The 15,247-nt window shown below is 62.9% G+C and carries 17 protein-coding genes; 8 read left to right on the forward strand and 9 right to left on the reverse strand.

What is annotated here, in order from left to right; genetic code table 11:
• Positions 1–131 precede the first annotated feature (131 nt).
• The 3 genes from RS897_RS29915 (at position 132) to RS897_RS29925 (ending at position 2,175) form a co-directional block, all read left to right on the forward strand.
• Entirely contained in the window at positions 132–857 is a 726-nt protein-coding gene (locus tag RS897_RS29915; protein WP_315832302.1) for a crotonase/enoyl-CoA hydratase family protein, read from the forward strand.
• Positions 858–939: 82 nt separating this feature from the next.
• Positions 940–1,497: a TetR/AcrR family transcriptional regulator gene (locus RS897_RS29920; protein WP_315832303.1), complete on the forward strand. Its 558-nt coding sequence runs from the start codon at positions 940–942 to the stop codon at positions 1,495–1,497.
• A 69-nt stretch (positions 1,498–1,566) separates the two neighbouring features.
• The gene (locus tag RS897_RS29925; RefSeq protein WP_407654576.1) at positions 1,567–2,175 is read left to right on the forward strand and encodes a hypothetical protein; all 609 of its coding nucleotides are present in this window, start codon (positions 1,567–1,569) and stop codon (positions 2,173–2,175) included.
• 75 nt (positions 2,176–2,250) lie between these two features.
• Here the strand turns inward: RS897_RS29925 and RS897_RS29930 are convergent, their stop codons facing one another.
• The 3 genes from RS897_RS29930 to RS897_RS29940 form a co-directional block, all read right to left on the reverse strand.
• On the reverse strand, positions 2,251–3,603 hold the full coding sequence (locus RS897_RS29930) for an esterase-like activity of phytase family protein (RefSeq protein ID WP_407654343.1): 1,353 nt from the start codon (positions 3,601–3,603) through the stop codon (positions 2,251–2,253).
• 120 nt (positions 3,604–3,723) lie between these two features.
• Complete coding sequence (locus tag RS897_RS29935) at positions 3,724–4,515, reverse strand: substrate-binding domain-containing protein (protein WP_315832304.1); 792 nt, start codon at positions 4,513–4,515, stop codon at positions 3,724–3,726.
• Between the two features lie 47 nt (positions 4,516–4,562).
• Positions 4,563–5,528, reverse strand: coding sequence for a Bug family tripartite tricarboxylate transporter substrate binding protein (locus RS897_RS29940; RefSeq protein ID WP_315832305.1), 966 nt, complete (start codon positions 5,526–5,528; stop codon positions 4,563–4,565).
• A gap of 251 nt (positions 5,529–5,779) precedes the next feature.
• On the opposite strand from RS897_RS29940, the gene RS897_RS29945 reads away from it, so the two are divergent.
• Positions 5,780–6,364, forward strand: a complete 585-nt coding sequence (locus tag RS897_RS29945) for an NnrU family protein (protein WP_315832306.1) — start codon at positions 5,780–5,782, stop codon at positions 6,362–6,364.
• 2 nt (positions 6,365–6,366) lie between these two features.
• Positions 6,367–7,191, forward strand: coding sequence for a 3-methyl-2-oxobutanoate hydroxymethyltransferase (gene panB, locus RS897_RS29950; protein ID WP_315832307.1), 825 nt, complete (start codon positions 6,367–6,369; stop codon positions 7,189–7,191).
• Between the two features lie 71 nt (positions 7,192–7,262).
• On the opposite strand, the gene RS897_RS29955 is transcribed toward panB, so the two are convergent.
• Positions 7,263–7,526, reverse strand: a complete 264-nt coding sequence (locus RS897_RS29955) for a DUF3551 domain-containing protein (protein WP_315832308.1) — start codon at positions 7,524–7,526, stop codon at positions 7,263–7,265.
• Positions 7,527–7,768: 242 nt separating this feature from the next.
• Between RS897_RS29955 and RS897_RS29960 the strand changes: the two genes are divergently transcribed.
• From RS897_RS29960 to der, 3 genes are all read left to right on the forward strand, one after another.
• Positions 7,769–8,422 carry a tetratricopeptide repeat protein gene (locus tag RS897_RS29960; protein ID WP_315832309.1) on the forward strand — a complete coding sequence of 218 codons (654 nt, stop codon included), beginning with the start codon at positions 7,769–7,771 and terminating at the stop codon, positions 8,420–8,422.
• A gap of 88 nt (positions 8,423–8,510) precedes the next feature.
• Positions 8,511–9,053, forward strand: coding sequence for a hypothetical protein (locus tag RS897_RS29965; protein WP_315832310.1), 543 nt, complete (start codon positions 8,511–8,513; stop codon positions 9,051–9,053).
• A 102-nt stretch (positions 9,054–9,155) separates the two neighbouring features.
• The gene (gene der, locus RS897_RS29970; protein ID WP_315832311.1) at positions 9,156–10,535 is read left to right on the forward strand and encodes a ribosome biogenesis GTPase Der; all 1,380 of its coding nucleotides are present in this window, start codon (positions 9,156–9,158) and stop codon (positions 10,533–10,535) included.
• 63 nt (positions 10,536–10,598) lie between these two features.
• On the opposite strand, the gene RS897_RS29975 is transcribed toward der, so the two are convergent.
• The 5 genes from RS897_RS29975 to purF all read right to left on the reverse strand — a co-directional run bounded on the left by RS897_RS29975 (position 10,599) and on the right by purF (position 15,235).
• A complete protein-coding gene (locus RS897_RS29975) occupies positions 10,599–10,856 on the reverse strand; it encodes a PilZ domain-containing protein (protein ID WP_407654344.1) in 258 nt (85 codons plus the stop codon).
• Positions 10,857–11,067: 211 nt separating this feature from the next.
• Entirely contained in the window at positions 11,068–11,442 is a 375-nt protein-coding gene (locus RS897_RS29980; RefSeq protein WP_315832313.1) for a DUF2147 domain-containing protein, read from the reverse strand.
• Between the two features lie 76 nt (positions 11,443–11,518).
• Positions 11,519–12,694 carry an NHL repeat-containing protein gene (locus RS897_RS29985; protein ID WP_315832314.1) on the reverse strand — a complete coding sequence of 392 codons (1,176 nt, stop codon included), beginning with the start codon at positions 12,692–12,694 and terminating at the stop codon, positions 11,519–11,521.
• A 113-nt stretch (positions 12,695–12,807) separates the two neighbouring features.
• Positions 12,808–13,554 carry an SDR family NAD(P)-dependent oxidoreductase gene (locus RS897_RS29990; RefSeq protein ID WP_315832315.1) on the reverse strand — a complete coding sequence of 249 codons (747 nt, stop codon included), beginning with the start codon at positions 13,552–13,554 and terminating at the stop codon, positions 12,808–12,810.
• 139 nt (positions 13,555–13,693) lie between these two features.
• On the reverse strand, positions 13,694–15,235 hold the full coding sequence (gene purF, locus RS897_RS29995) for an amidophosphoribosyltransferase (RefSeq protein WP_315832316.1): 1,542 nt from the start codon (positions 15,233–15,235) through the stop codon (positions 13,694–13,696).
• Positions 15,236–15,247 lie beyond the last annotated feature (12 nt).

Consider the following 15,247-nt stretch of genomic DNA (forward strand, 5'->3'; position numbering starts at 1 on the left):
GCTAGAGCCCCGTTCCGATTCTATCGGAACGGAAAAGGCTCTGGCCGGATCATCTCGTGTGACACGACGACACACTTGCATCGGATCCTGCTTGCCCTAATGTATCCATTGGATGCTTTAGGGAGGAACCGATGCTGGATCCGGTGACTTACACGCGCGCAGGTGCGGTCAGCATCATCGTCATGAACGATGGCAAGGCCAATGTGATGTCGCTCCACATGCTGAACGCACTTCACGCCGCGTTCGACGCAGCGGAGCGGGACAAAACGGTGGTGATCCTGACCGCACAGGGACGGCATTTTTCGGGTGGTTTCGACCTCAATGTGTTCGCCAAGGGCAGCGCGACCGAGCAGTATCTCATGGTCCGGGCAGGTGCGGAGCTTGCGCTGCGCATTCTGTCGTTCCCCACACCGGTTGTCGCTGCGTGCAATGGCAACGCTTTTCCGATGGGAGCATTCCTGATCTTGTCGTCCGATCATCGGATCGCCGCGGAAGGCGCGTATCGGATCGGCATGAACGAGGTTGCCATCGGACTGACGGTTCCTCGGTTTGCCGTCGAAATTGCGCGCCAGCGGCTGACCCCGGCCTACTTCAATCGCGTCGTGGTGACGGCGGAAATGTTTGGCCCTGCAGAAGCTGTGACGGCGGGGTTCTTCGATCGCCTGGTGCCGGCCGACGACCTGGTCCGCGCGGCAGAGGAGGCGGCGCACGCTCTGAGCACACTCAACATGGCGAGCCATGCCGCGACCAAGGCGCGGGCGCGCGGTGCGGTGATCGCAATGATCCGGGCGATGATCGATGAGGACCTGACCCCACAGTATGGCGAGGATCGGGTGGCCAGCCGCGCCAGTGCCTGATCGGCAGGCCAAGAGACCGCCGGCCGGCCGGTGCTCCCCATCAACGTGGTAATTTGGCGGAGTGCTTTGTAAAAGGGGGCGCATGACGACCAGGCCGCGCCGCACCACCTATCGCCATGGCAATCTCAAGTCCGAGGCACTTGCGATCGCTTATCGTCTCGTGGCCGACGCCGGCCACGAAGCCCTGAGCATGAGACAAGTGGCTGATGCGGTCGGGGTCGCGCATCGCTCCCTTTACAATCATTTCGAAGATCGTGAGGCGCTGCTCGATGCGGTCGCCACCGAAGCTTACGAGCGGCTGGCTGCGATCCTGGCCGAAACCCAAACCTCCGATGATTATGTCGCGCAATATGTCCGCTTCGCGCTCGCGCACCGGACGATCTACGGCTTGATGGTCAGCCGGCCGCACGGGACCATGAAGAACTCGCCGTCGCTTCAAGCCGCCGTCCACAAGGTCATCACCGAAGCGATGCGGATTTTCTGCGGAGATATCGAGGCTCCATCGGAACGGCGCCGCGCCGTGATGAAGATCTACATCCTGCTCTATGGTGGCATTTCGCTCTATGGGGCCGGCATTCTGGACCTTCCAAGCGAGACGGCGCTGATTGCCGAGCTCTCGGCGATGAGCGCAAAAATGTGATGCAGGCTTGATGGCTTTTTGCCATGCGTCCGGGGTTATGTTGAGCATGTCGGACTCGAGAGCTTGATCATGCTGCGGTGCGTTTCTAGTTGGCTGGTTGCCGGGTTGGTGATGCTCGTCACGGCCGGGGTGTCCGTGGCCGCTGAACGCCCTCCCGCCGACCCTTCTCCTTTCGCGCATGCGCCTTGCAGCGTGCTGGACAGCGGTCCCTGCACACCGTCGGTGTGCAGCCCGCTTGACCATGGTCCCTGCAACCCCGAGATCGATTATCCTATCGGAGAGAACCTGCAGGTCACGGTGGAAAGCAAGCCGGCTGAAAAGGACACTGCCAAGTACCAGAAACCCGACCACGACCTCGATACCATCGGCGACTTGTTCAGGGCATTGCGGTCCTGCTGGACGCCGCCGCCGGAAGATGCGGCGCAGGCGGACATGCAGATGGCTGTGAAGTTCAGTTTCAAACGCGACGGTGCGTTGATCGCGCCGCCGCAGCTGACATATGCGACGCCCAGCGTGTCCTCGGATACGCGCAATGCCTACCGGCAGGCGATCGACGAGTCCCTGGCGCACTGTGCACCGCTGTCGTTCAGTCAGGGATTCGGCGGCGCGATCGCCGGCCGGCCGATCCTGATCCGCTATGTCGATAACCGGACACTGGGGCGCCCGGCGCAGCCTTGAGAATTTTAAATCGGCTCCGAACGAAAAAGTCCCCAGGGATATCCCCGGGGACTTTCAAGCATCAGCAAGCAAAACTTACTTCGCCTTGAGCAGATCGCCGACCTCAAGCAGCATCATCTCGTTGTCGTCGGCCTTGTTGGGCTCACGGCTCGAGGAGAACGGCAGGTTGTTGTCGTTACCGACCACGATATGCGTCGCATCGACAACGTCGACATTCTCGATGGTGAAGAATGGGAAGGTCAGCACGCCGTTGGTCAGCGGCTTCCTGGCCTTCTTGTCCGGGTCCTGAATCTTCATCAGGTCGATGTAGCCGATCTTGCGCACCGGCTGGCCGGCATTGGCATCGGTCAGCTCGATCTTGTAGACGCGCTTGAACTTGGCGAGATCGCCGAAGCAATCCGGTCCACGCACGCCGGCGGCGCAAGCCTTGTCCGCCGTGCCTTCGCCGTTGTCGCGCTCGATCACGAGGCCGGTGGTGCCGTCGATCATGTTGAAGTCGCCGATCGCATTGCCGTTGGCCTCGAAGCGGTAGTACCAGAACCGCCCGGTGAATTTCTGCGCAGCGACATCGAACTCGAGGATGCGGGACGCCTCGTTGCCGTCGAGCCGTTCCCAGTCTTTCTTCTCGGCATCCCAGAGCGGGCCTTCCAGCAGGCCGTAGAGGAACTTGCCATCCTTGCTGGCGGCAAAGCCTTCAAAGCCCTTGGAGCGGCGCAGGTTGACGTTGGTGTAGGTGGCGCCTGGCGCGCCAGGCGAGGCGGCGGCATAGTTGTCAGGCGAGCGCACCGGCTTGCCGTCGGCCGTGGTCTCGAACACCGCCTGCACCTTGCCGGTCATGTCGGCTTTGATGATGTAGGGACCGAACTCGTCGCCGATCCACAGTGTGTCGCCGATGATCTGGAAGCCTTCGGTGTCGAAGTCTGAACCGGTCAGATAGCGCTTATCGGTGCCCTCATGGACGATGCGGAACGGCACCTTCTTGTCGGGATCGTGCAGGAACACGGTGCCGAGGTTCTTCCAGTCACCGTTGGCCCAGTCGATGGTCCAGTGATTGAGATACAGCATCGAGTCCGGCGAGTTGGCCTTGGCGCCCATGCCGTTGTCGGTGATGATCCAGAACGAGCCGTCCGGCATCACCTTGATGCCCGAATGGCCCTGGATCGGCTGTCCCTTGAAGGGCAGCTTCACCCCGGTGTCACGCTCGTAGGACTTGCCCATCACGGTGCCGAGGTCGTCGACGCGCTTGCCGGTGGTGTATTTGCCCGATGTCTTCAGATCGACCGGCGCATCGGCCGGGGCCGCGACGAAGGTTTCCGCCGGCAGCACGGCGTGGCCGGCGAGCTTGGCGGGAAACTCCTGTTGTGCGAACGCGGGAAAGATGTGGACGAGACAGACGGCAGTGCTCGTCAGCAGTAGCTTGCGGATCATGGAGGCCCCAATTGGTGGTGAAACCGGGCCTTTGTGGACAGCGACCGTGACGGTGCGGCTACCCGAATATGACAGACAGATGAAACGCAGCCGTCATCCCGTGGCATGGGGCCGCGGTCGCTATTTCTCTGGTGCGACGAACGGATCGAGCCCCGTCTTCTTCAGCACCGGGGCCGCCTGGGGCGAGGCGAGGAAGGCAATCAGCGCTTTGCCGGCTGCGGGTTCCTTCGCCGCGGCTGCGATGCCGGCGGAAAAGATCGTGATCTTCTGCACAGCTCCCGGCAGCGGGCCGACCAGGTCGATGCCGGGCACAGGCAGGAGTTCGCTGATTTGCTGGAAACCCAGTTCGCTGTCGCCCCGGGCGACGCCTGCGGCCACCGGTTCAGCCGGAATCATCTTCGCCTTGCCCTTCATCTGCTCGACGATGCCAAGTTTCTCAAACAGTTCGCCACCGACATAGACGCCACTGGCGCTGTCGGAGTAGGCGACCGACTTGGCGTTGAGCAGCGTCTGCTTCAGCGCATCCTGCGTGCTGATGTCCGGCTTCGGCGCGCCCGTTTTCACCACCATGCCGATGGGGGAACGCACGAGATCCACGCGACTGCCTTCCATCGCTTTGCCCTGTTCGATCATCTTGCCGAGCGCGTCACCGACCATGATCAGCACGTCGGCAGCTTCGCCGCGAGCAAGCCGCACGGGAATCGCATTTTCCGTGGTGCCCATCGAGGGGCCATAGGCGGTGACGACGGTATTTCCGGTCGCCTTTTCGAACTGCGGCACCAGCTCCTTGTAGGCAGCGGAGAGGCCCCCGGAGATCATCACCTTGACCTCGGCTGCGTGGGCCACGCCCTGAAGCAACGCGACGGCGAGGGCGGCGCAGGCAAGATTCGCTGCAATGGTTTTGACTTTCATGGGGTGTTCTCCCGTTCTTGCTATTGGTTGATAGGTCAGGGCGGCGGTCAGTTGATCTTGATGTCGGCGGCCTTGACCACATCGGCCCATAGTTTTTTCTCCGCTGCCATGCGTGCGCTCACCTCTTCGGGTGTCGAAGGCACCGGCGTGATCAGCTGCGTGCGCAGCTTTTCGATCACTTCGGGCTTGCGCAGCGCGTCGCCGACCTCGGCGTTGATCCTGGCAATGATCGCCGGCGGTGTGCCGGCCGGCGCAATCAGCGCGTTCCAGGCATCCGATTCCACGTCGATACCGCTTTCCGTCAGCGTCGGAATGTCCGGCAGGAATGGCGAGCGTTTGGCGGTCGTCACCGCCAGGATTTTGACTGCGCCCGACGCGAGCTGCGGTGTCACCGCGATGGCGGGCAGGCAGGCGGCCTGCACATCGCTGCGGATCACGGCAGTGACAGCCTGCGGCGAGCCGCCGAACGGGATATGGACCATTTTGCCCCCGCCGGCCTTCAGTCCGATCGCTTCCATGCAGAGTTGCGACAGAGAGCCGGCGCCGATCGAGCCGTAACTGATCTTGCCGGCATCACTCTTCAGCAGCGCCACGAAATCCCTGACCGTGCCGACACCGAGGCCCGATGGCACCACCAGCACGCTCGGCAGGGCGGTCAGCATGGTGATCGGCGCGAGATCCTTGGCCGGATCGTAGGGCAGTTTCGAAAACAGCAGGGTGTTGATCGCGAGCGGTCCGCCCAGGCTGATACCGATCGTCGCACCGTCCGGCTCGGATTTGGCGACATAGTCCGTTCCGGTGTTGCCGGAGGCGCCGGGCTTGTTTTCGATGATGAAGCTCGTCCCCGGATGGCGTGCCTGCAGGTCCTCGGCGATCACCCGGCCGACCATGTCGGGCGTCGATCCCGGCGCGAACGGCACCACGATCTTTACCGGTTTGGTCGGCCAGTCCTGCGCCGCCAGCGGCGCCGGGGCCAGCAGCAGGGCAAGGACAGCAGTCGTGGATATTTTCATGAGATCAACCAATCAATTTCGTTCAGCGAGAAAAGAGATTGCAATCCTGGATGCGGGCGTTGCATGGCTGGTCCAGGGAACGGCGAAGTAACGGTGGAAGGCGGGCGGCATTGCGCGCAAGCCCGGAAAAGTGATACCCGGACTGAACGCGGCGGCATCATATCAAGGCGCCCGCACCGCGGAAATGCTCCGGCGCGGCTTTTCACGGCACAGTGTCCGGTGGGGAACGATTAAAGGGTGGGATTGAGCCGATGGGCCTCGTGCTGCTCGTTGTGGGGCTGGTGCTGTTTCTCGGCGTTCACACGCTGACCATGCACCGCGATATTCGTTCGGCTTTCATCCAGTCGCTGGGCGACGGGACCTACAAAATTCTTTATTCGCTGATCTCTGCCATGGGGATTGCGTTGATTGTGTGGGGTTTCGCCCGGTACCGCGCTGATGGCTGGTTCAATGTCTGGTATCCGCCAGTTGCGATGAAGCACCTGGCCGTCGCGCTGATGCTGCCGGCGATCATCATGGTGGTGGCCTCATATCTGCGGGGAAAAATCTACACCACCCTGAAGCATCCGATGCTTGCTGGTTTCAAGCTCTGGGCGGTGGCGCACCTGCTGGCCAATGGCGATCTCGGATCGATCATCCTGTTTGGATCGTGCCTTGCCTGGGCGGTCTACGATCGGATCTCGCTGAAATCTCGCGACGACGCCGGCGCCCCGCCCATACCCGTCGGTGGTGTCACCAACGATCTGATCGCGATGGCTGTTGGTATCGTCGTCTTCCTCGCCCTCGGCTTCGCCTTCCATCCCGTGGTGATCGGCGTGCCCGTTTTTGGAGTTTGACCATGTCCGTACAGACCGCTGTGAAGCGCAAGACGGCGCCGGATATCCGCGCCCGCAAGGGGGGCGATCCGATCGTGATGCTGACCTCGTATCATGCTCACACCGCGACGCTGGTCGACCGCTATTGCGACGTGATCCTGGTTGGCGATTCGCTCGGCAACGTCATGCACGGGTTTGAGACCACCGTGCCGGTCACGCTGGAAATGATGATCCTGCAGGGGCATGCGGTGATGCGCGGGTCGAAGCAGTCGCTGGTCGTGGTCGACATGCCGTTCGGCTCCTATGAGGCTTCGAAGGAGCAGGCGTTCCATTCCGCCGCCCGCATCATGAAGGAGACCCACTGCGGCGCCGTGAAGCTCGAGGGGGGCGCACGCATGGCCGACACCATCGCGTTCCTGTCGGAGCGCGGCGTGCCCGTGATGGCGCATATCGGCCTGACGCCGCAGTCCATCAACACCCTGGGCTCGTTCCGTGCCCAGGGCCGCGAGGAAGCCGACTGGGCTCGTATCGAGAACGATGCGCGAGCGATTTCGGAAGCCGGCGCGTTTTCGGTGGTGGTCGAGGCGGTGGCGGAGCCGCTGGCGCGGCGTATCACCGAAAGCATCAGCATTCCCACCATCGGCATCGGTGCCAGCGCGGCCTGCGACGGCCAGGTGCTGGTGCTGGAGGATATGCTCGGGCTGTCGGCCAAGGTGCCGAAGTTCGTCAAGCGCTACGGCAATCTCGCGCCGGCGATCGAAGCCGCCATCGAGGGGTATGCCACCGAGGTCCGCTCTCGCGCCTTTCCCGGACCGGAGCATGTCTACGGAATGAAGCCCAAAACCTGAGCGCAAGACCTGAGCCGCCGGAGGCGGGGGCTGTGTCGGTCGGCACGTCACCCACCGTCGCGTTGGTCCCTTTATCGCGCCACCCGGCTGCGGCCGGAGCGACGCACCGGGCGATCAGTGTCGGCGCGGGTATCGCTGCTCTCCGCAACTAAACGTGGGTTGCGGGTGCAATCCAGGCCCAGGCCGGAGATCGCCGCCTGGCACTGCTCGAAGCTCGAATAGAAGCAGTTGATGCTTTCCGCTGAACACCACGGATATTCGATTGCCCGTGCTGGGGCCGAGAGCGTCAGCATGGGTATCGTCAGGAGGACCGCGGCGAAGAGCAGATGGCGCATGACGTGTCCCTGTAAGTGTCGTTTGGATCTCTGATGTGGTGTCGTGTCGGTCCACCGCTAAGACCGGCGGACAGGCTCGGGTCTGCGGACGATGGGGCTTCAGCGGCTGGTAACTCGTTGAACAGGCTCACTTTGCCTTGCCACCGCCATATCGATAGGGTATCGCGCCGTCAGATTGGGGCTGGCGCAGGCCGGCATGTGGTTGCCTGGGCCTGCGGCAGGTTTTGGGGTGGATGACATAAGTGTCTGAGTTATTTGACGAAGTTGACGAGGAATTGCGCCGCGAGCAGCTCAAGAAGCTGTGGGATCGCTATTCCATCTTTATCATCGGGGCGGTGGTCCTGATCATTGCCGCCGTCGCCGGCTGGCGCGGCTATCAATATTGGGAAGGCAAGCGGGCCGCTGAGGCCGGCGCGGCCTTCGAGGCTGCCGTGACACTGGCGGAGCAGAACAAGCAAACCGAGGCCGAGGCGGCCTTCACCAAGCTGGCGGCCGACGCGCCGGCCGGTTATCGGACACTGGCACGCCTGCGCGCTGCGTCGGAGACAGCCTCGCGCGATCCGCAGGCGGCGATCAAACTGTTCGATGCCATCGCTGCTGACGGCAGCGTGGGGCAGTCGGAGCAGGACCTCGCCAAGACGCGGTCAGGTTTGCTGTTGATCGATACCGCGCCCTATGACGAGATTCGTCAGCGCCTGGAACCTGTGACCGCGGGCGGGCGTGCTTTCCGCCACACCGCACGGGATCTGCTGGCGCTGTCTGCCTGGCGTGCCAATGACGTGGCTGCGGCGCGGCAGTGGGTGGAGCTGATCATGAACGATGCGGAAAGCCCCGGCAGCATCCGCAACCGCGCGGAAGCGCTGCAGGCCTTGCTTCCGCCCGTCGCCAAAAGTTGACGGCGGCAACCGAGATCGAAAAACGGCGGCGCTTCGCAACACCGCGGTGCCTCCGGACCACGACGACAACAAATCGAGTGATACCATCATGCGACGCTCGCAACGTCTGATTACCGCCGGTGTTCTGTTCGCGCTTTGCAGCGTGCTCGCGGGCTGTGGTGGCGGCGGACTGAGCAGCTTCGATCCGACCGACATGCTCGATTTCCTCGACACCAAGAAGAAGGTGCCGGGCAATCGCCAGCCGGTATTCCCTGAAGGGGTTCCAGGCCTCGAGCAGGGCGTACCGAAGGACCTTTACAAGGGCGCGGCCGACCAACGGCAGCGCGAAGAGCAGCTCCAGCAGCAGCAGGCCGCGGCCGCCGCCGAGGAGCAGAAAGCCCAGCCTAAAGCCAAGTCCAGGGCGCGGCGGCACGCCGCGGCGCCGGCCGCAGCACCCGCCGCCCAGGACGCGCCTGCGGCCGATGGGGCGGCTGCCCCAGCAGCCCCGCCGCCGCCGGCCAAACAGGTGACCAAGCGGACCCGTACGACGGCCCCGCCGCCCGACCCGCAGGCCCAGCAGCAGGCGGCGCCGGCCCAGCAGTCACAGTCGGCATTCCCGGCGCCGCTCCCGAGCGGCAGTTTCTCGCGCTGAGGCTTGATCCAGGCTGCGATTTTCGCAGTGTTGCCGTGGTCAGACCTTGTCGATCAACCCCCGTTGTTGACATGTTGTCCGTAACGGGCGAACGGATCAGCCATGCCTTTTACGTTTGCGATCATCGGCCGGCCCAATGTCGGCAAATCGACCCTGTTCAACCGTCTGGTCGGGCAGAAGATCGCGCTGGTCGACGATCAGCCGGGGGTGACGCGCGATCGTCGCGAGGGTGAGGGCCGGCTCGGCGACCTCGAATTCACCATCATCGACACCGCTGGCCTCGATGAGGGGCCGCGTGGCTCACTGACAGCGCGGATGCAGGAGCAAACCGAGACCGCGATCGGCGACGCCGATGCCCTGCTATTCGTGATCGATGCCCGCCTGGGACTGACGCCCGCCGATCGCACCTTTGCCGACCTGGCGCGGCGCGCCAACAAGCCCGTGGTCCTCTTGGCCAACAAGAGCGAAGGCAAGCACGGCGAACTGGGGGCGATGGAATCCTACGCGCTCGGGCTCGGCGATCCCGTGCAGATTTCGGCGGAGCACGGCGAAGGTCTGAGCGAATTTTACGACGCGCTGCGGGTGCTGATGCCTGAGCCGGAGCAGGATGACGACGGCGCCACAGATGATGTGGAGACCTGGGACTCCCATGCCAATCGTCCGATCCGGGTGGCCATTGTCGGCCGGCCCAATGCCGGGAAGTCGACGCTCATCAATCACCTGCTCGGCGAAGAGCGGCTATTGACCAGCGATCAGGCCGGCACCACCCGCGATTCCATCTCGGTCGACCTGGACTGGAAGGGACAGCGTTTTCGCCTGTTCGACACCGCCGGAATGCGACGGCGCTCGCGGATCGAGGAGAAGCTGGAAAAACTGTCGGTCGCCGATTCGCTCCGCGCCATTCGTTTCGCCGAAGTCGTGGTGTTGATGATGGATGCGCAGAACCGGTTCGAGGAACAGGACCTGCGGATCGCGGATCTGATCGAGCGCGAAGGGCGCGCGCTGGTGATTGCGGTCAACAAGTCGGATCTGCTCGGCAAGCAGGCCAATCTGATCTCGTCGCTGCGGCAGGATGCCGATCATCTGCTGCCCCAGGTCAGAGGCGTGCCGGTCATTCCCGTCTCGGGACTGATGGGCGAGGGCATCGACAAGCTGATGAAGGCAATCGAGGACGCTTACGCGATCTGGAACCGCCGCACCTCCACCAGCACGCTCAATCGCTGGTTTGAGGAGGCGACATCGGCCAATCCGCCGCCCGCGGTATCCGGCCGACGGCTGAGGCTGAATTACGTGACCCAGGCCAAGGCGCGGCCGCCGAGCTTTGTGGTGTTCTGCTCGCGCGCCGACGCGGTGCCCGAGTCTTATCTGCGCTATCTCACCAACAGCATGCGAACTGCGTTCGATCTGCCGGGAACACCGATCCGCATTACACTACGCGAAAAGGCCAACCCGTTCGCCCACAAGGCCAAGCGCAAGTCCTGACGTCGGGACTGGCTCCGTCGGAGTTTGCCGTAGCGGGGGACCGCCCGTCGACCTGAGCGGCCTTTAAAGAAATTCGACGCCGAGCAGGAGGCCCTTGCGCCAGGCCACCTTGCAGCGGCGACCATGGTCGGTTCGCGAAAACTTCAGCCGGAATTGCGGTCGGATGAACTGCGGATCCTCAATTTTCAGTTTGGCGCCGTTCTCGGAGATATCGACCACAGTGCATTTGCGGGCCGCAAAATCGCCTTCAAGGGACATCCAGGCGTCCTGGTTGACCCTGCGCCGAACCGAACGTGATTTTCTTCCGAACAACAACGCCATCCGCAAACCTTTCGAATGAACAACGCAAAAGGTGCTTCATCCGTTTCAGGTCGGCGGCATTTGAACAAATATTTTGGCGGTTCGGTGTCGATCGAACCGCCCGAAAACGCGGGAAACAAAATTCGTGATCTCTGCGCATGGTTTCGGCAGCGCTGCGGCTTCATCGTACCGCAGTCGCTCGTTTAGTGATGTTTCCGATGCTGCGACCGGCTCAGTTCACCCGCGTCCAGGTGGTCGATTTGCAGATCATGCCGCCCATCACGCAGCCGGATGTCGTCAGTGTATCGCCTGACAGCGACATCTTGCCGGAATAGGTTTTACCGTCCTCCGGATTGAAGGCGTTGCCGCTCCAGGAATCCGCGCCGCTCGGCTTCATGTCGAAGAAGATCCGTTGCCCGACCTTGGCGGGTGTTTCGACGCCGGGTTTCAGCCACACCAGATTTCCGCAGATCGCGCCGCCGCAGGGCGCGAACTTGACCCGCGACGCACCGGTGTCGCGCAGCCAGGTGCCGGAAACGTCCGCGGCGAAGGCTGGGGACATCGCCATTGCGCTGAGAGCGAGGCCGAAAAGGATCTGTCGGGTCATGCATGATCTCCCTGATGGTGTTCTGTATGTCGATGTTGGTCGCGGTGGAAGGCGGTCGGTTCACGGCAAGAAACTGTCAGCGCAGCGCATCCGAAGTCAGCTTGAATTTCTGGATGCGCTTTCCGGTGTCCACTTCGGCGGTATAGACATTGCCTTTCTGGTCGACAGCGAGGGCGTGAACCCAGTGGAATTGGCCGGCATTGCGTCCGTTGCGGCCGAAACTGCCGACTACGCTGCCATCGTCGCGTTTCAGGATACGTACTTCGTTATTCTCGCCGTCGGCACTGAGCAGATAGCTCTGCGCCGGATTGGGCCAGATCGCGATATCCCAGATAGCGCCGTTGCCGAGGGTGTTCTTCTCGTAGAACCACTCCTTCACGAAGGTGCCGTCCTTCTTGAACACCTGAACCCGATTGTTGATGCGGTCGCAGACATAGACCAGTCCGTCGGCTGCGATCTTCACGCAATGCACCGGATTGCCGAATTGTTGCGATACCGGCGCCTTGGGATCATAGGCCGCCTGCTTGTCGTCGTTCGGTGGCTTGCCGTAAGCGCCCCAGTGCCGCTTGTAGGTTCCCGTGGTGGCGTCAAACACGATGACACGGCGATTGCCGTAACCATCGGCGACGTAGATCTCGTTGGCATCCTTGTCGATGGCGGTCTCCGCCGGTTTGCCGAGCTGAGCGGTGTCGTTGCTGCCCTTGCTCGGCGCGATGCTGCCGATCTGCATCACGAACTTGCCGTCCAGCGTGAATTTGAGGATGGCATTGTCGTTGTCAGCGTTGCCGCCGATCCAGACAAAGCCTTTCTCGTCGACCTCGATGCCATGTTCGCGTCCGACCCATTCATAGCCGGTCCCGGGGCCGCCCCAGGCGCGCAGCATATTGCCCTCGACATCGAACTCGAGCACCGGCGGCGCCGACACGCAGCATTTCGAACGCGGCGGAGTGAGTGCTGCGCCTTTTTCATCATCGGTCAGCGAGCGCGGGCGGTGGATCAGCCAAATGTGTCCCTGGGAATCCACCGTGATGCCGCCGACCTGGCCGAGGATCCAGTTGTTCGGCAGGGGTTTTGGCCATGATGCGTCGACCTCGAAGCGAGGGATGTCGCTCGCAAAAGCGTCGCGCGACGTCGCAGCCGAGAGCAGCGCAACGGCTGCGAGGAGACAGCAGGCGGCACCAGAGAGAATTCTGCGGATGCGACGCTCAGCGTTCGCGCGTCGTGCTCGCCCGCTATTCGGCCTTGGCGTCATGGCGTTCTCTCCCTGGCATTATCGGTGCGGGGTGTTTCCCCGCTTGAATGCCAAGTGAATAGCGCAGACGGCGGCAAGTCAATCGAGCGGAAATCTCGAAGTGGAGCGGGCGATCAGGGGTGAGCGGGCGCGCGAAAATCCAGGATGGTGCGGGCCGGATAGTCGTAGAACTTGCCGTTGTCGGTCCATGAGGGCAGGCACATCGGCACAATGAATTCGGCGACCTGCTCCGGCGTGTCGAGGGTCATCGGATCTTCGCCGGGCATGAGGCCGGCGCGCATCCGGGTGCGGATCGGTCCTGGGTTGAACAGATTGACGCGGAGCAGTGTCGACGCCACTTCGTTGGCCCAGACCCGTGCCAGGGTTTCGACGGCAGCTTTCGAGGTGGCGTAGGGACCGAGATAGGCGCGCGCTTTGTTGGCCGCGCCCGAGGTGACGAACACGGCGCGTCCGGCATCGGATTGCTTCAGTAGCGGCTCCATGCAGCGGACTAGCTGGAAGTTCGCGGTGACGTTGATCGCCATCACCTCGTTCCAGCCCTTGAGGTCGATGTGGCCGAGCGGCGAGGACGGACCCAGGATGCCCGCATTGCCGATGAGGATGTCGAGCTTACCATGGCGCTCGTTCAGCGCCGCGCCGAGCCGGGCGATGCCGTCGGTATCCGTCATATTGAGCGGGACTAGTGTCGCACTGCCGCCGTCCTTGCGGATCTCGTCGTCGAGTTCTTCCAGCCCGCCGACGGTCCGGGCAACCGCTACGATATGTGCCCCGGCTCGCGCCAGGGCGCGGGCGGTGGCATGGCCGATCCCACGCGAGGCGCCTGTGATCAGAGCGATGCGATCCTGAAGCGGTTTTGCCATGGCTGTTACTTGCCCCGTGATATCGAGCGACCGTCATGCCCGGCCTGCGCCGGAGCGTTCTGATGGGGGTTTTATAGACGCAGACGGCCGGGACAAGCCCGGCCGGCACGAATATCGGGCCAAAAACGCCCGAAAGATCTCAGCTCGCTTCCGCCAGCAGCGACAGCTGCCGTGGGGTCGGCTCGGTCTGGTTCTGGTCGGTCAGCGGTGTCGGATAATCGCCGGTGAAATAATGATCGGTGAACTTCGGGTGCGCCGGGTCGCGGCCGGGCTCGCCCATGGCGCGGTACAGGCCGTCGACCGAGAGGAAGGCCAGGGTGTCGCAGCCGATCAACTCGCGCATTTCTTCGATGGTGTGGGTGGCCGCCAGCAGGTTGGCGCGGTCCGGCATGTCGATGCCGTAATAGTCCGGGTGCGTGATCGGCGGCGAGGCGATGCGGAAGTGCACTTCACGGGCGCCGGCGTCGCGCATCATCTTCACGATTTTCTTCGATGTGGTGCCGCGCACCAGCGAGTCGTCGATCAGGATGATGCGCTTGCCTTCGATCGCTGCGCGATTGGCGGAGTGCTTCATCCGTACGCCCAGTTCGCGGATGCTCTGGGTCGGCTGAATGAAAGTACGCCCGACATAGTGGTTGCGGATGATGCCGAGTTCAAACGGCACCCCGGAATGCTGGCTGTAGCCGATCGCTGCCGGCACGCCGGAGTCCGGCACCGGGACGATGACGTCGCAATCGATGTGGCTTTCGCGCGCGAGCTCGGCGCCGATCGATTTGCGCACGTCGTAGACCGAGCGGCCACCGACGATCGAATCCGGGCGCGAGAAATAAATGTACTCGAACATGCAGGGGCGGGCCGCCTGCGGCGGGAATGGCTTGTGGCTCTGCACGCCCTTCTCGTCGAACACGATCACTTCGCCGTTTTCGATGTCGCGGATGTACTTGGCACCGATAATGTCGAGTGCGCAGGTTTCCGAGGCGAGGATAGGACAGCCGTCGAGCTCACCCAGCACCAGCGGACGGATGCCAAGCGGGTCGCGCGCGCCGACCAGCTTCTTGTTGGTCAGCGCCACCAGGGAGTAGGCGCCTTCGATGGCGCGCAGCGACTCGATGAAACGATCGATGAAATGATTTCGCTTGGACTGTGCCACCAGATGCAGGATCACCTCGGTGTCGGTTGTCGACTGCATCATGGCACCGGCGCGCACCAGTTCGCGGCGCAGCGTCAGGCCATTTGTGAGGTTGCCATTGTGTCCAACGGCGAAACCGCCAGCATTCAGTTCGGCGAACAGCGGCTGTACATTGCGCAGGATGGTTTCACCGGTGGTGGAATAACGCACATGGCCGACGGCGGACGTGCCGGGCAAGCGCTCGATGACTTCGCGGCGGGAAAACGTATCGCCGACCAGGCCGAGCCGGCGCTCGGAATGAAAGCGTGTGCCGTCGAATGCCACGATGCCTGCAGCTTCCTGGCCGCGGTGCTGGAGCGCGTGAAGGCCCAGCGCGGTGATTGCAGCGGCATCCGGATGCCCGAAAATGCCAAACACCCCGCATTCTTCGCGGAGCGTGTCGCCATCAAGATCCTTGTCGATGAGATCGGTCTGCAGGTCGGCTTGGTGAAGATCGGGCCTGTTGCGGCCTTTCAGGTGGGAGTCGCTGGAAGGGCCCTGCATCTCGTCCATTGCGCCACTCCT

This window comes from Bradyrhizobium prioriisuperbiae (assembly GCF_032397745.1).
In the GTDB taxonomy this organism is placed as follows: domain Bacteria; phylum Pseudomonadota; class Alphaproteobacteria; order Rhizobiales; family Xanthobacteraceae; genus Bradyrhizobium_A; species Bradyrhizobium_A prioriisuperbiae.